Below are 14,856 nucleotides of genomic sequence, written 5' to 3'. Positions count from 1 at the left end.
GCAGGACAGCCTCTTCTTTCCCGACGCACGCCTCAGCGTTTTCCCTCGATCGCATCTACGGCGTCGATCACCGCGCCGCGGAATCCGCGGCGCTCCAGCTCGGCCACGCCGCGGATCGTCGTGCCGCCCGGCGAGCAGACGGCGTCCTTCATCGCCCCGGGATGCGTACCGGAAGCCAGTTGCAGTTTTCCCGTACCGACGATCATCTGGCTCGCCATGCGGTAGGCGTCGGCACGCGGAATGCCGTGCATGACGGCCGCATCGGCAAGCGCCTCGACGAACATCGCCGCGAAGGCCGGACCGCAGCCGCAGACCGTCCCGGCGACGCCCAGCAGCGGGGTATCGACCTGTAGCACCAGTCCGACGTGCGACAACAGCCGCTCGACGGACCGCCACGCCTCCTCCGAAAGCGAATGCCGCCTTTCGCAGACGACGATCCCTTCGCCGACGGCGACCGGCGTATTGGGCACGGTCGAGAGGTGCTGCGTGCCGGGCGCCAGCATCCGCTCGTAGTCCTCGAACGTCACGCCGGCGGCCACCGACACCACGATTTTGTGCCGCAGCGCCTCCCTCAGGGGGCCGACGACCGGTCCGACCTGCCCGGGCTTCACGGCCACGATCACCATGTCGGCGAACCGGACCGTCTCCGCGGCATCGCGGAAGGCCCGGAATCCGTCCGGCTCCGTATTGCGGCGCAGTTTGTCGTAATCGCGGGCGCAGGCCCCGATCTGTTCCGGGCGCACCGCCTGTGTCCCGGCAAGGCCGCGGGCGAGCGCCTGCGCCATGTTTCCGAATCCGATAAATCCGATCTGCATGAGAACTGCCTTTTTGCTGAATGACCTGTGTATCTACTTCTCCGAATAGTCCCGCTCGCCGAAGATGAGCGACCCCACGCGCACCATCGTCGCGCCGCATTCGACGGCCAGCGGATAGTCGTGCGACATCCCCATCGAAAGGGTGTCGAAGCGCGCGCCGAAATAGGGGCGCAGCAGTTCGAAGCAGCGTCTCAGTTCGCCGAAATCCCGGCGGATCACCGCCTCGTCGTCCGTATTGGTGGCGATGCCCATCACCCCGCGCACGCAGAGGTCCGGCATCCGCGCGAAGGGTGCGGTCCGCACGTAGTCCATCAGCTCGCCGATATTCCATCCCGTCTTGGTCTCCTCCTCGGCGACATGGATTTCGAGCAGGATGTCGATCGTCCGGCCGCACTTCGCGGCCTCCTTCTGAATCGCCTCGGCCAGCCGTGCGCTGTCCACCGAATGAATCAGCCGGACGAACGGCGCGATATACTTGACCTTGTTGGTCTGCAAATGGCCGATCATGTGCCACTCGATGTCCTTCGGCAGCGCCTCGTACTTCTCCCGCAGCTCCTGCGGCCGGCTCTCGCCGAAGATGCGGTGTCCCGCTTCGTAGGCTTCGCGGATCAGCTCCGCAGGATGGGTTTTCGACACGGCCACGAGCGTCACCCGCTCGGGAAGCGACCGTCTCACACACGCGATTTGACTTGCAACAGACATAATTCCGATTTTAACCGGGTAAAATTACGCAAATTTCGTACAACGGGGAAACGCACACCGGAAAAATCGCACCCGCTACCGCGCCAAGACGATCTCCGAACAGGGCAGTTCACCGCCAGGCAGCCGCCTCCACGTCCCCGTCGGCAGGTCGCAGACCCATATCGCACCCCGGCCCTCCGGACCGGCGAGCGCCCACAGCTCCTGCGTCGCACCGTTCTCCGACAGCAGCGCCACCGCCCTGCGCACCGGCTCCTCCAGCCGGGCGAACGGCTCCCCCAGCCGCATCGTCCGCACGTCGAACGGGCGCAGTTCGCTGCCTCCGGCATCCGAGACGACGTATCCGCCGACCAGGCGAAACGCCTCCGAATCCGCCCCGCGCTCCAGCATCGCAAAGGGAATCAGCGCCCCGGCACGGACGGGACCGCCCACCGCGACGCCTCCTCCGTAGGCCGCCAGCACGACGGGAGCGAAGGTTCCGTCGCCGAGGTCGGCCGCAAGCAGCAGCCGGGGACCGCCCGCCGAGGTGAAGACGAACGGCGCCCCGGTCAGCATCCCGGGTTCCAGCCCCTCGGGAAGCCGCCAGCAGTAGGGTATCCCGGCGGAGGAGCGCGTAAGCCCCGCCTGCCTCAGGCAGAGCCGGCCGCCGTCCGTCGTCAGCACGGCGGCCGACGAGGGGAGCAGCCCGGCTGTCACGCAACCCCGAAGCTCCGGGGCGGACCAGTAACGCATCGTCAGATCGTAGCGGCAGCCGACCCGCTCCCCGGACTCCTCCGAGATGCAGAACAACCGGTTCGATCCCGGCTCATTGACCGCACACCGGATCCTGCCGCCCGTCCGCCGGGCGATCTCCTCCGTCGATCCGCTTCGCATGTCGATCCGCACGAGCGACGCATGGCCCGCATCGGAACCGACGACACCGTAGAGCGAATACTCCTGCGGAGGACGCCCGTCCGACACCGCGATCCGGCCGAGCGACTGACGGTCGCCCCGGCGGAAGAGCAGCACCTCGACCGTCGAGGCGGGGTAGCCGCCCGGAGCCAGGAACGTAAGGCTCCGCCCGGTGCGCGCCGTGACGACGCCCCGTACGCCGAGAGCCGAGCCCTCCTCCAGCGCCTCGCCCTCGAGGGGCCAGCGGATTTCGAACATGATTTCGTCGTCGGATTCGAATCCCGACGCCGCGACGGTCACTTCGTCGCCGGGCGAAAAAGGCCCCGCCGGGAGCGAGACGTCCCGGACGAACGCTTCGGACCGCCCGAGACGCTCCGAGCAGGCCGCCGCAAACAGCGCGCAGAGCAGCACGCCTGAAATAGCACGCATAACTTACTGATTATAAATACATACTCCCGCCACGGGGGGGGGTAACGCCGGAATGCGAATCCTCCGCATACGGGACAAATATACCGATTTTTTGCCGTTCCGGAATAGTTTTCTATCTTTACGGAGGCAAAACACGCAAGTCCTATGAAAAATATCCGAACGATTCTCGCGGCGGCGGCGATGCTCTCCTACGGAGCGGCGGCCGCATGCACCAACTTCATCGTCACGAAAGGAGCCTCGACCGACGGATCGGTGATGGTCTCCTATGCGGCCGACTCCCACTCGCTCTACGGCGCCCTCTACCACTCGGCAGGCGGCAAACACTCCCAGGGAGCGATCCTGCCCATCTACGAATGGGACACGGGGCGTTACCTCACGGACATTCCGCAGGCAGGCGAGAGCTATTCGACCGTCGGCAACATGAACGAACATTCGCTCATCATCGCCGAGACGACCTTCGGCGGCCGCGAGGAGCTGGCCGACCCGGCCGGACTGATGGATTACGGCTCGCTCATCTACATCACGCTGCAACGTGCCAAAACCGCCCGCGAGGCGATCGGAGTGATCGTCGAGCTGGCCAACACCTACGGCTACGCCTCGAGCGGCGAATCGTTCTCGATCGCCGATCCCGGGGAGGCATGGATCATGGAGCTGATCGGCAAGGGCAGCAAGCCCGACACCGCAGGCATCAACACGCGCAAGGGCATCGTCTGGGTAGCGCGCCGCATTCCCGACGGCTACGTGTCGGCCCATGCCAACCAGTCGCGCATCACGACCTTCCCGCTCGACGACCCCGAGAACTGCCTCTACGCGCCCGATGTCATCGACTTCGCCCGCGAGATGGGCTACTTCGAAGGCGAAGACGCCGACTTCAGCTTCTGCGACGCCTACGGCCCGGCCGACTTCGGCACGGTGCGTGGCTGCGACGCCCGCGTGTGGGCCTTCTTCCGCACCGTGGCCGACGGCATGGACGCCTACGAACAATACGCCATGGGCTACGACATGCAGAACCGGATGCCGCTATGGGTCAAACCCCGTGCGAAGGTATCGCCCAAGACCGTCTTCGACTGCATGCGCGATCACTACGAGGGAACCCCGATGGACATGACCCGGGACCTCGGCGCCGGAGGACACAACTGCCCGTACCGCTGGCGGCCGATGACCTTCGAGGTGGACGGCGAGGAGTACCTCAACGAACGCGCGACGGCCACGCAGCAGACCGGCTTCTGGTTCGTGGGACAGGCCCGCGCCGACGCCGGGCCCGACATGGGCATCCTCTGGTTCGGCGTGGACGACGCCGCCACTTCGTGCCTCACGCCGATCTACTGCTCGGTGCAGGAGGTCCCCGAGTGCTTCCGCGAGGGGAACGGCTCGATGCTCGAATACTCGCCCACGTCGGCCTTCTGGCTCTTCAACCGCGTGACGAACTTCGCCTACATGCGCTACGACATGATCGCGGCCGATATCCGCAAGGTGACCGACGCCTGGGAGAACGGACTGCTCGAGGAGGTCCGCGGAGTGGACGCCCGGGCCGGGGAGTTCGAGACGGCGGCCGCACGCCGGCGCTACCTCACGCGCTTCAGCGTCGGGAAGGCCCAGGAGCTGTTCGCCCGCTGGTCGAAGCTCGACCGCTACCTCATGGTCAAATACATGGACGGCAACGTGAAGAGCGAGCACGGCGACGTGCTGGCGTTCCTCGACAGCGACGCCCCGATGGCCCAGCACTTCGTGGAGAACGGCAACGGCCGGCAGATTCCCGACAAGATCCGGTTCCCGGGCTACAACGAGAAGTGGAAGCGCGCCGTGGCGGCCGACAACGGCAAGATACTGAAAGTGGTAAAATAATTTCCGTCCTATGAAATACGACATCCTCATCGTCGGCAGCGGACCGGGCGGCTACGTGGCCGCGATCCGCGCCGCACAGTTGGGCCGCCGCGTGGCGCTCGTCGAACGCGCCGAGGCAGGAGGCGTCTGCCTCAACTGGGGCTGCATCCCCACCAAAGCGCTGCTCAAGAGCGCACAGGTTTACGGCTACTGCCGCAATGCCGGCCACTACGGGCTGGAGCTCACGGGCGAAGTGCGCCCCGACCCGGAAAAGATCGTCGCCCGCTCGCGCGGCGTGGCCGAAACCATGTCCAAAGGGGTGCAGTTCCTGCTCCGGAAGAACAACATCGACCTGATTCCCGGATTCGGACGTCTCACGGCTCCGGGCCGTCTCGACGTAGAGGGCACGACCTACGAGGCCGACCACATCATCCTCGCCACGGGAGCGCGGCCGCGCGAGCTGCCGTTCCTGCCCGCGGACGGCGAGCACGTCGTCACCTCGCGCGAGGCGCTGACGCTCGGCAGGCTGCCCGAATCGCTCGTCGTGGTCGGCTCGGGAGCCATCGGCAGCGAGTTCGCATGGTTCTACGCGACGCTCGGCGTCCGCGTGACGGTCGTCGAATACCTGCCGCGCATGCTGCCGCTCGAGGACGAGGAGGTGTCGAAAGCCATGGAGCGCTCGTTCCGCAAACTGCGCGCCGCGGTGCTCACCTCGACGACCGTCAAGGGCGTGAGGATCACGCCCGAAGGCATGTGCGAGGTGGAAATCGAAGGCAGGAAAGGCCCGGAGACGCTCGTGGCCGAGAAGGTGCTCTCGGCCGTGGGCATACAAGCCAACATCGAGGGAATCGGACTCGAGGAGCTGGGCGTGGCCGTCGAACGCGGCAAGGTGACGGTGGACCCGTATTACCGCACCAGCGTCCCGGGCATCTACGCCATCGGCGACATCGTACCCGGCCCGGCGCTGGCGCATGTCGCCTCGGCCGAAGGCATCTGCTGCGTGGAAGCCATCTGCGGGCTGAACCCCGATCCGGTGGACTACACGACCGTTCCTTCGTGCGTCTTCACGCAGCCCGAGGTGGCGTCGGTGGGCATGACCGAGCAGGAGGCGCGCGAGCGCGGCATCGAATACAAGGTCGGACGCTTCCCCTTCACCGCTTCGGGCAAGGCGACGGCGGCCGGCGACCGCGACGGCTTCGTCAAGCTGCTCTTCGACGCCGACGAGCGCCTGCTCGGCGCGCACCTCGTGGGCGCATCGGTCACGGAGATGCTCGCCGAACCGACGCTGGCCCGGCATCTGGGCGCGACGGCCCACCGGATAGCACGCACGATCCATGCCCACCCGACGATGAACGAAGGGATCATGGAGGCGGCCGAAGCGGCCCTCGGCGCGGCGATACACCTGTAAAGATGCCCCGCGTCAAAGGAAAAGGGAGGTCCGAAGACCTCCCTTTTTTTCCGCTTACCTGAACCACGCTTCGAGGCGGTCGCGGCCGTAGAAATAGTAGCCCGCGAGCCCCACCCAGCTCGTCAGCAGCACCAGCACCGAGGCGATGACCTTGCCGGCGGTGGAAATGTTCTTCTTGAAAATGTCGAGTACGCACCAGATCGTGCAGACGACCCCGACCAACCAAATCAACGTTCCTATCATAACAAATCGCATTTAGTGAAACACCTACGTTCGAAAACCTCCGCAGGGTAGCGCACGTCGCTCAAAAACAATCCCTGCGCGGGCGCTCCGGCACTCGACCTCGCCAGGTCGCGGCTCTCCACGATGGAGCGGAAATCCTCCGGCGTGTACCGTCCGCGGCCGACATCGACCAGCGTGCCGACGATCGCCCGCACCATGTTACGCAAAAACCGGTCCGCACGGATCGTAAAACAGAGCCGTCCGTCGGCATCGGTCCGCCAGCGGGCCTGCATGACGCGACATATATTGGTCCTGTTGTTGGAGTTGAGCTTGGCGAAGGAGGTGAAATCCCGGAATCCGGGCAGCATCTCCGCCGCGCGGTTCATCCGCTCCACGTCGAGCGGCACGTAATACTGCCACGTCATGTGGCGCGTGAAGGGGTTCTTGCGGGGCTCGATCAGGTAGATATACTCCCGCTCGCAGGCATGGAAGCGCGCATGGGCGTCGTCCGCCACGGGGGTCATGCCGCTCACCGCAATATCGCCCGGCAGCAGGAAATTGAGCTTATAGACCGTCTGCACGGGATCGGCCACGGGCTGCGGCACGTCGAAGTGCGCCACGTAGTAGGAGGCGTTCACCCCCGTATCGGTGCGCCCGGCGCCCGTCACTTCGACCCGCCCGCGCAGGAGCGTGGCGAGCGCCCCTTCGAGCGTCTGCTGCACCGACGGCCGGTCGGGCTGCCGCTGCCAGCCGCAGTAGGCCGCACCGTTGTACCTGAGTTCGAGAAAATAACGCATCGTCCAAAAAATCAGGACCCGGCACGGTCCGGATACGGAGCGGGAAACCGTATGCCCGCCCGTTCCCGCCGAAACGCGGCGCCGTCCGGGTGTCGCAGGCAAAGATAGGAAAAATTCCGGTCCGCACCGCAAAATCCGCGGCGGCGCATTTTCCGCCGCATCTCCGGCATCGCGCCGCACACATACCATAACCGCCCGCCGCGACGTTCGAAATTCAAATAAATTCGTATCTTTGCGTGCGGATAAACCGCCGCGGACCGGAAGGCGCCCCGCAACGGAGCCGGACCGTACGTCCGCGCAGATATGAATACGAGAGAAACATGAAAGCAGCCATCATAGGATACGGCAAGATGGGCCGTGAAATCGAACGGATCCTGCACGAACGGGGCCACGAGGCCGCGCTCGTCATCGACACGGAGAACGCCGCCGAACTCGATGCGGAGCACCTGCGGGGAATCGACGTGGCGCTGGAGTTCACCACTCCGGCGACCGCCTACCGGAATATCCGCACCTGCATCGAATGCGGCGTGGCGGTCGTGAGCGGCACGACGGGCTGGACCGACCGCCTGCCCGAACTGCAGGCGCTGTGCCGCGAACGGGGCGGGGCGCTGTTCTACGCCTCGAACTACTGCCTCGGAGTCAATCTCATGTTCCGCCTCAACCGCTGCCTCGCGGAGATGATGAACCGTGTCGGCGGCTACGACGTACGCATCGGGGAGGTGCACCACACGCAGAAGAAGGACGCCCCGAGCGGTACGGCCATCACGCTGGCCGAAGGGATCGTCGAGAACCTCGACGCCAAGCGGGGTTGGGTGAACTACGCCCCGGGCATCGCCCACGCGGCGAACCGCGTGGAGCGCAGCGAAGAGACGCCCGCCGACTGCGTGGAAATCCGCTCCGTGCGCGAAGGGGAGGTCCCGGGCGTCCATACCGTCACCTACGAATCGGCGGACGACGTGCTGGAGATCCGCCACACGATCCGGAACCGCCGCACGCTGGCCGCCGGAGCGGTCACGGCGGCCGAATTTCTCTGCGGCAAGCGGGGCGTATTCGGCATGGACGACCTGTTGCAACAATCGAAATAACCGACACAAGATGGGAAAAATCAAGGCTTTCTTCCGAAACAAGTGGGTAGGATTCACCCTCGCCGCACTGCTCTATACGCTCTGGTTCGTGGTCTGGACGGGCAACCTTTGGCTGCTGCTCGGACTTCCGGTCATCTACGACCTCTACGTCTCGCGCCTCTTCTACCGCTACGTCTGGAGCCGCAACCGGCGCATGTGCGAACGCAGCAAGACCTACAAGGCGGTTTACGAGTGGGTGAACGCCATCGTCTTCGCCACGGTGGTGGCGACGCTGGTGCATATCTTCGTCTTCCAGATGTACGTCATCCCCACCTCGTCGATGGAAAAGTCGCTGCTCGTGGGCGACTACCTCTACGTGAGCAAGGTGACCTACGGCCCGCAGATGCCCAACACGCCGCTCTCGTTCCCGTTCGTGCACCACACGATGCCCTTCTCCGAGACCAGGAAATCCTACTCCGAGGCGATCAAATGGCCCTACCACCGCCTCAAGGGGCTCCGCCGCATCGCGCGCAACGACGTGGTGGTATTCAACTTTCCGGCGGGCGACACGGTGCTGCTGGAAAACCAGGCCGTGACCTACTACGACGTGCTGCGCGGCTACGAGGAGTCGTTCGGCACAGCGGAGGGGCGCAAACGCCTCGCGGAAAAGTACACGGTCGCAAGCCGTCCGGTCGATAAGCGCGAAAACTACATCAAGCGCTGCGTGGCCCTCCCGGGCGACTCGCTGGAAGTCCGCGACGGGCAGGTTTACGTGAACGGCACGGCACAGGAGCCGATTCCGGGAGTGCAGTACACCTATCTGGTGCAGACCTCGGAACCCTTCACGCAATACGCCATCGACAACCTCGGGGTGACGGAGTACAGCGGCAACGGCTCGTCGTACTACATGGCCCTGACGGCCGAGGCCGCCGAGAAGGTGCGGGCGCTCAAAAACGTCATTTCGATCCGCCGCTACGTTTACACGCCCAACGACGACGTCTTCCCGCAGTGGGGCGAGGCACGCTGGAGCCAGGACAACTACGGCCCGGTCTGGATTCCGGCCCGGGGCGCCACGGTGCGGCTCACGACCGAGAACCTGCCGCTCTACCGCCGCATCATCGAAGCCTACGAAGGCCACACGCTGAAGGTCGCGGACGACGGGACGATCCTCATCGACGGCATGCCCGCCGCAGAGTACACCTTCGCGATGGACTACTACTGGATGATGGGCGACAACCGCCACAATTCGGCCGACTCGCGTTTCTGGGGATTCGTTCCCGAGGACCACATCGTCGGCAAGGCGTCGTTCGTCTGGCTGTCGCTCGACGCCTCCAAGCGCTTCCCGGCGAACATCCGCTGGGAACGGATATTCAAAAAGGTGCGGTAGGGTGGACGACGACCGTTATCTGACCGTGGACGGACCGGCCGAAGCGGCGTCGCGGGAGCGGAGCAGCAAGTTTCTCGCCTACATTTATCCCGTCCGCACGGAAGGGGAGATCCGCGAGCGGCTCGATGCGCTGCGCAAACGCTACTACGACGCCACGCACCACTGCTACGCCTGGCGGCTGGGGCCGCACGGCGAGACGTTCCGCGCCAACGACGACGGCGAGCCTTCGGGTACGGCCGGCAAGCCGATTCTCGGGCAGATGCTCTCGGCCGGAATCACGGACTGCCTCGTAGCGGTGGTCCGCTACTTCGGCGGCACGAAACTCGGCGTGCCGGGACTGATCGCCGCCTACCGCGAATCGGCTGCCGCGGCGATCGCCGCGGCCCGGATCGTCGAACGGACCGTGGACCGCGAAATCCGTGTCCGCTTCCCCTACGTGGCGATGAACGACATCATGCGGGTGGTCAAGGAGGAGCAGCCCCGCATCGGGGAGCAGACCTTCGACAACCTCTGCACGATGCGGCTCACGATCCGCGAAAGCCGCGCCGGACGGCTGGCCGAACGGCTGGAAAAGGCCGGAGGCAGCATCGGCGGCGATACGACGACGCCCGGCCGGGAAGCGGCCGGGAAGAAGCTGTAACGAATGAGCATGAAACACGAAAATTCCATCCATATCAAGGGCGCGCGGGTGCACAACCTCAAAAACATCGAGGTCGAAATCCCGCATGACAAACTCGTGGTGGTCACGGGCCTTTCGGGTTCGGGAAAATCGACGCTGGCCTTCGACACGATCTTCGCCGAAGGGCAGCGTCGCTACGTCGAGAGCCTCTCGGCCTACGCCCGGCAATTCCTGGGCAAGATCAACAAGCCGGACGTGGACCTCATCACGGGCATCGCGCCGGCCATCGCCATCGAGCAGAAGGTCAATACGCGGAATCCCCGTTCGACCGTCGGCACGACCACCGAGATCTACGACTATCTCAAACTCCTCTACGCCCGCATCGGCCGCACCTTCTCGCCCGTCTCGGGCCGCGAAGTGCGCTGCTACGGCACGGACGACGTGGCGGAATACGTCCTCGCGCATGCCGGAGAGCGGGTCGTGATCGCCGCGCCGCTCACGCTCGCCGAGGGACAGGGACTCATCGAAAAGCTGACGCTGCTGCTCTCGGACGGCCTGATGCGCGTCCATACAGACGGCGAGGTGCGCCTGATCGAGGAGGTGCTGCCCGGCATCGGCCCCGACACGCGGGCCGAGGGGATGCTGGCGGTGATCGACCGCCTGCGCGTGGCCGCGGACGACGACACGCAGACCCGCATCCGCGATTCGGTGGCACGCGCCTTCTCCTACGGCGACGGCCTCTGCACGATCCTCGTCCAAGGGGAACGGCGCGAGTTCTCGTCGCGCTTCGAAGCCGACGGCATCGAGTTCGAACGCCCGTCGGAACACCTCTTCAGCTTCAACAACCCGCTCGGGGCGTGTCCCCGCTGCGAAGGATACGGCAAGGTCATCGGCATCGACGAGGACCTGGTGATTCCCGACAAGGGCAAGACGATCTACGAAGACGCCGTCGCCTGCTGGCGCGGCGAGACGATGCGCAAGTGGAAGGACCAGCTCGTGGAGAACGCCCCGAAGTTCGGCTTTCCCGTCCACACGCCGTTCCACGCCCTCACGCCGGAGCAGAAACGGCTGCTGTGGCGCGGCAACGAATACTTTCACGGGCTGGACGAATTCTTCGAGTACATCGACTCGGAGCGCCGCAAGATCCAGTTCCGCGTGATGAAGGCCCGCTACACGGGCAAGACCGTCTGCCCCGAGTGCGGCGGTTCGCGCCTCCGGAAGGAGGCGCTGTACGTCCGCGTCGGCGGCCGCACGATCGCCGAGCTGGTGACGATGCCCGTGGACGAGCTGATTCCCTTCTTCGGCGGCCTGCGGCTCGACGAGCACGACACGAAGACCGCCGCACGCATCCTCGTCGAAATCCGCAACCGCCTGCAATACCTCGCGGACGTGGGGCTGGGCTATCTGACGCTCGACCGTCTCTCCTCGACCCTCTCGGGCGGCGAAAGCCAGCGCATCAACCTCTCCACGTCGCTGGGCAGCAACCTCACCGGATCGCTCTACATCCTCGACGAGCCCTCCATCGGACTCCACCCGCGCGATACGAACCGCCTGATCAAGGTGCTCAAACAACTGCGCGACCTGGGCAACACCGTGATCGTCGTCGAACACGAGGAGGAGGTGATCCGCGCCGCGGACTGGATCGTGGACATCGGCCCCGAAGCGGGATACAACGGCGGCGAGGTGGTCTTCAGCGGCCCGCTGGAGCGGCTGCTCGAATGCTCCGGGAGCCTCACGGCCGACTACCTCACCGGACGACGCTCGATCGCCGCTCCGACCGCGGTCCGCGGCTGGAGCCGCTCGATCGTCGTCCGCGGCGCCCGCGAACACAACCTGCGGAACGTGGACGTCCGCATCCCGCTGGGCGTCATGACCTGCATCACGGGGGTCAGCGGCTCGGGCAAGTCGTCGCTGGCCAAAGGCATCCTTTATCCGGCGCTGCGGCGCATGCTCTTCGACACGGGAGTCAAGCCGGGCGATTTCGACGGCATCGACGGCGACGTCGGCCTGCTCCGTTCGGTCGAGATGGTCGATCAAAACCCCATCGGCAAATCCTCGCGGTCGAATCCCGTGACCTACATAAAGGCCTACGACGAGATCCGCAAGCTCTTCGCCGACCAGCCCTATGCGCAGCACACGGGGCTCGGCGCCTCGGCCTTCTCGTTCAACATCGCCGGAGGCCGCTGCGAGGAGTGCCAGGGAGAGGGCGTCATCAAGGTCTCGATGCAGTTCATGGCCGACGTCGAACTGGTGTGCGAGGCGTGCGGCGGCAAGCGCTTCCGCGACGAAGTGCTCGAGGTGAAATACCGCGACAAGTCGATCTACGACGTGCTGGAAATGACCGTGGACGACGCCATCGCCTTCTTCGGCGAGGACAAAAAGAGCGCCGTCTGCCGCCGGATCGTCGAACGGCTCCAGCCGTTGCAGGACGTCGGACTGGGATACATCAAACTCGGACAGTCCTCCTCGACCCTCTCGGGCGGCGAGAGCCAGCGCGTGAAGCTCGCCTCGTTCCTCACGAAGGAGACCTCCGACGGCAGCATCCTGTTCATCTTCGACGAGCCGACGACGGGACTCCACTTCCACGACATATCGAAACTGCTGGCGGCGTTCAACGCCCTGATCGAACGGGGGCACACGATCGTGGTCGTGGAGCACAACATGGAGATCATCAAATGCGCCGACTGGGTCGTGGACCTCGGTCCCGAGGCGGGCACGGGAGGCGGCCGGGTCGTCTTCGAAGGCACGCCGCGCGCGCTGGAGGAGTGCCCCGAAAGCCATACGGGCGAGTTCCTGCGCCTGAGGACCAAACTCTGAGCCGAACGACCATGGAATTTTACACATACCGACTTCCGAACGGCATCCGGGGCATCCACCGGCAGGTGAAGGGTGCGGTGGCGCATTGCGCGCTGGTCGTGGACGCCGGAAGCCGCGACGAACGGACGGGCGAATACGGACTGGCGCACTTCACCGAGCACGCCTTCTTCAAGGGGACGCAGCGGCGGCGCGCCTGGCAGGTGAACTGCCGCCTCGAAAACCTCGGCGGCGAGCTGAACGCCTTCACCACCAAGGAGGATACGACGATCCACGCCACGACGCTCCGCAGCGATTTTCCGAAGGCCGCCGAACTGATCGCCGACGTGACGTTCCGCTCGGTCTATCCCGACCGGGAGCTGGAGCGCGAAAAGGAGGTCATCGCCGACGAGATCAACACCTACAAGGATTCGCCCGCCGACATGATCTACGACACGTTCGAAGACATGCTCTTCGCCGGGTCGGAGCTGGGGCACAACATCCTGGGCCGCAAGGCGGCGCTCATGCGCTACGACGGCGACGCGATCCGCCGTTTCACGGCCCGCACGCACACCACCGACCGGATGGTGTTCGCCTCGATCGGCAACATCCCGGCCCGGCAGGCCGAGGCGGTGGCCATGCGTTGCTTCGGTGGCGAACCCGCTACGGAACGCGGATTCGCACGGAGCGTCCCCGCCGCGACGGAGCCGTTCCGCAAAACGGTGTGCAGGCATACGCACCAGACCCACTGCATCGTCGGCTGCCGGGCCTGCGGCATCGGCGACGGGCGGCGGCTGCCGCTGGCCCTCGTAGTGAACATCCTCGGAGGACCGAGCGCCAACTCGCTGCTGAACACCACGATCCGCGAAAAACACGGGCTGTCGTACAACATCGAGGCCAGCTATACGCCTTACAGCGATGCGGGAATCGTGGCGATCTACTTCAGTTCGGACCACCACAACGCCGCGCGGTGCATCGAGCTCATCGAGGAGCAACTGCACCGGCTCCGCACCCAGCCGCTCACGGCCCGGAGGCTCTCGATGGCCAAAAAGCAGTTCGTAGCCCAGCTGGCGATCTCGAGCGAGAACAACGAAAGCTACATGCTCGGCGCGGGCAAAAGCCTGCTCGTCCACGACGAGGTGGACACGATGAAGGAGGTTTACGCCAAGATCCGCGCCCTGACGGCCGAACAGCTCATGGAAGCCGCGGCGGAGACCTTCTCCGGCACGTCGCGGCTCGTCTGGGGCGGCGAATAGGACAACACATCCGGCCGCCGCACGAAGGCGGCCGTACAAAACACGATATACGATGGACAGGAAAACGGTTTATTTCGTCCTGCTGGACGATTTCGCGGACTGGGAGGCGGCGTTTCTCGCCCCGGCCCTCCGCACAGGCGTCATGCCGGGCCGCGAAGGGCGGTACGAAGTGAAGTACGCAGCGCCGGGCGGGCGGACGGTGCATTCGCTGGGCGGACTGACCGTCACGCCGGACTGCGACACGGCGACGCTGCCCGACGACTGCGCCGCGCTGGTGCTCGTCGGCGGCATGAGCTGGAGGAAACCCGAAGCCGAACCGGTCGCCGGTACGGTGCGCGAGGCGCTGTCGCGCGGTCTTACGGTCGGTGCGATCTGCAACGCCGTATCGTTCCTGGCGGCGCACGGGCTGCTCAACGACCGGCGCCACACGGGCAACACGCTCGCCATGCTGCGCGAGTGGGGCGGCGAACACTACACGGGCGAGGCGCTCTACGAGGAGCGGCAGGCCGTGCGCGACGACCTCCTGGTGACGGCCAACGGTACGGGATACCTCGAATTCACGCGCGAATGCCTCGCGGCGCTCGAGGCCGACACCCCGGAGGCCATCGCCGCTTCGTATGCGTTCAACAAGGAGGGGCTCTGCAAGGCATAG

General features: G+C 65.4%; 13 protein-coding genes. 8 read left to right on the top strand and 5 right to left on the bottom strand.

The features are described from left to right. Positions 1 to 32 precede the first annotated feature (32 nt). From proC to KB554_RS07745, 3 genes are all read right to left on the bottom strand, one after another. Positions 33 to 815 carry a pyrroline-5-carboxylate reductase gene (proC, locus tag KB554_RS07755; protein ID WP_141429891.1) on the bottom strand — a complete coding sequence of 261 codons (783 nt, stop codon included), beginning with the start codon at positions 813 to 815 and terminating at the stop codon, positions 33 to 35. Positions 816 to 848: 33 nt separating this feature from the next. Continuing rightward, positions 849 to 1,517 carry a YggS family pyridoxal phosphate-dependent enzyme gene (locus tag KB554_RS07750; RefSeq protein WP_211035430.1) on the bottom strand — a complete coding sequence of 223 codons (669 nt, stop codon included), beginning with the start codon at positions 1,515 to 1,517 and terminating at the stop codon, positions 849 to 851. Between the two features lie 75 nt (positions 1,518 to 1,592). Further along, entirely contained in the window at positions 1,593 to 2,834 is a 1,242-nt protein-coding gene (locus KB554_RS07745) for a WD40-like domain containing protein (protein WP_211035428.1), read from the bottom strand. Between the two features lie 144 nt (positions 2,835 to 2,978). On the opposite strand from KB554_RS07745, the gene KB554_RS07740 reads away from it, so the two are divergent. Next, positions 2,979 to 4,679, top strand: coding sequence for a C69 family dipeptidase (locus tag KB554_RS07740; protein ID WP_141429894.1), 1,701 nt, complete (start codon positions 2,979 to 2,981; stop codon positions 4,677 to 4,679). Between the two features lie 10 nt (positions 4,680 to 4,689). Continuing rightward, the gene (gene lpdA, locus KB554_RS07735) at positions 4,690 to 6,066 is read left to right on the top strand and encodes a dihydrolipoyl dehydrogenase (RefSeq protein ID WP_211035426.1); all 1,377 of its coding nucleotides are present in this window, start codon (positions 4,690 to 4,692) and stop codon (positions 6,064 to 6,066) included. 54 nt (positions 6,067 to 6,120) lie between these two features. Here the strand turns inward: lpdA and KB554_RS07730 are convergent, their stop codons facing one another. Then, positions 6,121 to 6,309, bottom strand: a complete 189-nt coding sequence (locus tag KB554_RS07730) for a hypothetical protein (protein ID WP_141429896.1) — start codon at positions 6,307 to 6,309, stop codon at positions 6,121 to 6,123. Further along, on the bottom strand, positions 6,306 to 7,085 hold the full coding sequence (truA, locus tag KB554_RS07725) for a tRNA pseudouridine(38-40) synthase TruA (RefSeq protein WP_141429897.1): 780 nt from the start codon (positions 7,083 to 7,085) through the stop codon (positions 6,306 to 6,308). The genes KB554_RS07730 and truA overlap by 4 nt, the downstream gene beginning before the upstream one ends. Positions 7,086 to 7,405: 320 nt before the next feature. On the opposite strand from truA, the gene dapB reads away from it, so the two are divergent. Genes dapB through KB554_RS07695 form a run of 6 tightly spaced genes read left to right on the top strand, consistent with a single transcriptional unit; the run spans position 7,406 to position 14,856 of the window. Then, positions 7,406 to 8,170, top strand: coding sequence for a 4-hydroxy-tetrahydrodipicolinate reductase (gene dapB / locus KB554_RS07720; protein WP_141429898.1), 765 nt, complete (start codon positions 7,406 to 7,408; stop codon positions 8,168 to 8,170). 10 nt (positions 8,171 to 8,180) lie between these two features. Continuing rightward, entirely contained in the window at positions 8,181 to 9,536 is a 1,356-nt protein-coding gene (lepB, locus tag KB554_RS07715; protein ID WP_211035425.1) for a signal peptidase I, read from the top strand. A gap of 1 nt (position 9,537) precedes the next feature. Beyond that, the gene (locus KB554_RS07710; RefSeq protein WP_211035424.1) at positions 9,538 to 10,176 is read left to right on the top strand and encodes a YigZ family protein; all 639 of its coding nucleotides are present in this window, start codon (positions 9,538 to 9,540) and stop codon (positions 10,174 to 10,176) included. Between the two features lie 9 nt (positions 10,177 to 10,185). After that, positions 10,186 to 12,972: an excinuclease ABC subunit UvrA gene (uvrA, locus tag KB554_RS07705; protein ID WP_211035423.1), complete on the top strand. Its 2,787-nt coding sequence runs from the start codon at positions 10,186 to 10,188 to the stop codon at positions 12,970 to 12,972. Positions 12,973 to 12,983: 11 nt separating this feature from the next. Beyond that, positions 12,984 to 14,204 (top strand): pitrilysin family protein, encoded by a 1,221-nt coding sequence (locus KB554_RS07700; protein ID WP_211035422.1) that lies wholly within the window; start codon positions 12,984 to 12,986, stop codon positions 14,202 to 14,204. Between the two features lie 52 nt (positions 14,205 to 14,256). Next, positions 14,257 to 14,856 carry a type 1 glutamine amidotransferase family protein gene (locus KB554_RS07695; RefSeq protein ID WP_211035421.1) on the top strand — a complete coding sequence of 200 codons (600 nt, stop codon included), beginning with the start codon at positions 14,257 to 14,259 and terminating at the stop codon, positions 14,854 to 14,856.

It is taken from the genome of Alistipes sp. Marseille-P2263 (assembly GCF_018101075.1).
GTDB lineage: Bacteria > Bacteroidota > Bacteroidia > Bacteroidales > Rikenellaceae > Alistipes > Alistipes dispar.
The sequence above is the reverse complement of the archived record's forward strand: the minus strand, read 5'-3'. Positions and strand labels throughout refer to the sequence as shown.

Coding starts and splice junctions, on each gene's coding strand:
- lpdA (WP_211035426.1), top strand. CDS start 4,690: ATGAAATACGACATCCTCATCGTCGGCAGCGGACCGGGCGGCTACGTG.
- KB554_RS07695 (WP_211035421.1), top strand. CDS start 14,257: ATGGACAGGAAAACGGTTTATTTCGTCCTGCTGGACGATTTCGCGGAC.
- KB554_RS07700 (WP_211035422.1), top strand. CDS start 12,984: ATGGAATTTTACACATACCGACTTCCGAACGGCATCCGGGGCATCCAC.
- KB554_RS07750 (WP_211035430.1), bottom strand. CDS start 1,517: ATGTCTGTTGCAAGTCAAATCGCGTGTGTGAGACGGTCGCTTCCCGAG.
- dapB (WP_141429898.1), top strand. CDS start 7,406: ATGAAAGCAGCCATCATAGGATACGGCAAGATGGGCCGTGAAATCGAA.
- proC (WP_141429891.1), bottom strand. CDS start 815: ATGCAGATCGGATTTATCGGATTCGGAAACATGGCGCAGGCGCTCGCC.
- KB554_RS07740 (WP_141429894.1), top strand. CDS start 2,979: ATGAAAAATATCCGAACGATTCTCGCGGCGGCGGCGATGCTCTCCTAC.
- uvrA (WP_211035423.1), top strand. CDS start 10,186: ATGAAACACGAAAATTCCATCCATATCAAGGGCGCGCGGGTGCACAAC.
- lepB (WP_211035425.1), top strand. CDS start 8,181: ATGGGAAAAATCAAGGCTTTCTTCCGAAACAAGTGGGTAGGATTCACC.
- KB554_RS07745 (WP_211035428.1), bottom strand. CDS start 2,834: ATGCGTGCTATTTCAGGCGTGCTGCTCTGCGCGCTGTTTGCGGCGGCC.
- truA (WP_141429897.1), bottom strand. CDS start 7,085: ATGCGTTATTTTCTCGAACTCAGGTACAACGGTGCGGCCTACTGCGGC.
- KB554_RS07730 (WP_141429896.1), bottom strand. CDS start 6,309: ATGATAGGAACGTTGATTTGGTTGGTCGGGGTCGTCTGCACGATCTGG.